Raw genomic sequence first — 2,471 nt, forward strand, 5'->3', positions numbered from 1 at the left:
ATAGTTGGCAGTGATGTGCCCAATGGTCTGGGCGTGCCATGATAGGAGATGACATGCGAACACTGCTCGTTGATCATCATGCGGAGTTTACGCGCGCAGTGCAAGGAGCGCTTGTGGATAGCGGTTTCGCCGTTGATGTGTCTCATACGCTCGACGAGGCTTCGATCGCTCTTTGTTGCGCGAGCTATGACATTCTCCTGCTCGAGTTGGCCCTGCCGGATGGAGATGGCTTGGTCTGGCTGAAGCAGTTGAGGCGCGAGGGGCATTCGATGCCTGCCATTATGATGAGCGGCCTCAACAATCTCGATACGCGCATCGCAATTTTCAATGGTGGTGCGGACGACTTTCTGCCGAAGCCCGTCTCAACCGATGAGCTCATCGCCAGGATGCGTGCCATTCTGCGGCGCTCAACGCAGGTGACTGATCCCATCGTTACATTCGGCAATCTCACGTTCGATCCGATCGGCCGACAAGTTTTCGTTGATGGCCGGCCACTCAAGATTGCGCGCCGCGAACTGTGCATTCTTGAGCATCTGCTCAATCGCGCAGGCCGCACCGTGCCGCGTACTTTGCTGGTGGATAGTCTCTATGCGTTCGACAACGAGGTCTCGAAAAATGCGCTTGAAGTCGGAATCTATCGCTTACGCGGTCACTTGTGCCGGTCCGGTGCGACGCTGCGGATCAAGACCGCGCACGGCATCGGATACATTCTTGAACTGAATGACGCGGCACCGGAAGCGTAGTTTGTCGAACTTGAAAGCAAAGACTGCCTTGAAGGCCGGTTTCAATCGCCATTCTGACGGTGAGCGACGATCAATCATTGTCAATGTTCTGAGGTCTACCGTGCTTCCTTGTCTTTCCCAGCTCCTCTGTGCGGGCATTCTGCTGTTTCCACTGGCTGCCGCAGCCCAGATGAAGCAGGATGACAGAGGGACGCCACCGCGTTCCGCTCCTGACAGCATCAGCGGGACGCTGAACCTGTCCTCTTCGCTGGGCAAGACAATTCATTTGCCCGCGCCGGCCGCAAGCATTTTTGTTGCCGACCCGACGATCGCGGATTATCAGGCGCCCTCGAACAAAGACATCTTCGTGTTTGGCAAGAAATCCGGGCGGACGAGCCTGTTCGCCCTGAACGGGAACGGAGAGGCACTCGCCGAGTTGTCTGTCGTCGTCACCCAACCGATCGAGGATCTGCGCGCCATGTTGAGGGCCCGGGTCGGCGACTATCCGATCCAAGTCAGCTACACGCCGCGCGGCGCAATCCTCAGCGGGACAGCGCCCAATGCCGAGGTCGTGGACACCGCGATGAGCGTTACTGAGCAATTTCTCGGCGCCGGTGCGGTGGTCCTCAATAGGATCCAGGTGGCCGGGTCGTTGCAGGTCAATTTGAGCGTGCGCGTGGCGGAGGTCTCGCGCAGCGCCATGAAGGAGCTCGGCATCAACCTCTCCGCTTTCGGTCAAATCGGCACGTTCAGTGTCGGCCTGCTGCGCGGCGGCAGAGATGCTGGTATCGGCGCGAGCAGTGGTGGCGGTACAATAGGAGCTGGATTCAACGCGGGCAATATCAACGTCGGCGCGGTTCTCGATGCCCTCGCCAAGGAGCACCTTGCTGCCATCCTGACGGAGCCAAATCTCACCGCGATGTCCGGTGAAGCCGCCAGTTTTCTCGCCGGGGGCGAATTTCCGGTTCCGGTCCTGCAGGCCAATCAGCAAGTCTCGGTCGAATTCCGCCACTTCGGCGTCAGCCTGGAGTTCGTGCCAACCGTTCTCGACAACAATCAGATCAACATCCGGGTCAAGCCAGAAGTCAGCGAACTCGCCGGACAAGGTGCTGTCCAGATTACCGGGATTTCCGTGCCGGTGATGTCCACACGGCGGGCCAGCACCGTGGTCGAGCTCGGCAGCGGTCAGAGCTTTGCGATCGGCGGGCTGATTAGGCGTAACTTCAGCACCAGCATTCGTACGTTTCCTTGGCTCGGCGATGTGCCGATCCTTGGCGCGCTGTTCCGCTCGTCGTCGTTTCAAAAGGAGGAGACAGAGTTGGTTATTATTGTCACGCCTTACATCGTACGGCCGGGATCGAACCCGGGCCGGATGAGCGCGCCCACCGATCGCATCGGGCCGCCCTCGGACATGGGACGCGTTCTGACGAACACGTTGGCAAGTCGGCCGCGCGGCCGGGGTGCGGCCCGCACCAGCGCACCAGGCGCGCCGGGCGGTGGCGGCTTTATCGTTGAATGAGGATCGCCAATGAGCTTGCGAAGCGCGTGCCTCCTGGTTGCTTTGACAACGAGCGTCGGCGGCTGCACAAGCCCTGCGTCGCTCGATGTCGAGCCGACTGCGCCCGCGATTCTGGTCCAGCGAGAGATCTATGTTCTACAGCTAGGCAGCCTGCGCGGTGGCGAACGGCAGCGTCTGCATGACTTCATTGCAAGTGCTAGCCGCGGTCGGCCGGATGCGGTCCATCTCGA

2 protein-coding genes and 1 pseudogene are annotated in these 2,471 nt (G+C 60.0%); all 3 read left to right on the top strand.

Annotated features, from left to right (window positions below):
- The first annotated feature begins 53 nt into the window (after positions 1–53).
- On the top strand, positions 54–743 hold the full coding sequence (locus tag DC522_RS33130) for a response regulator transcription factor (RefSeq protein WP_116532645.1): 690 nt from the start codon (positions 54–56) through the stop codon (positions 741–743).
- Between the two features lie 73 nt (positions 744–816).
- A complete protein-coding gene (locus DC522_RS33135) occupies positions 817–2,241 on the top strand; it encodes a type II and III secretion system protein family protein (protein WP_245444752.1) in 1,425 nt (474 codons plus the stop codon).
- 9 nt (positions 2,242–2,250) lie between these two features.
- Positions 2,251–2,471: pseudogene (locus tag DC522_RS35615) on the top strand (hypothetical protein); the annotation flags it as partial.

This window comes from Microvirga sp. KLBC 81, from assembly GCF_003075415.1.
In the GTDB taxonomy this organism is placed as follows: domain Bacteria; phylum Pseudomonadota; class Alphaproteobacteria; order Rhizobiales; family Beijerinckiaceae; genus Microvirga.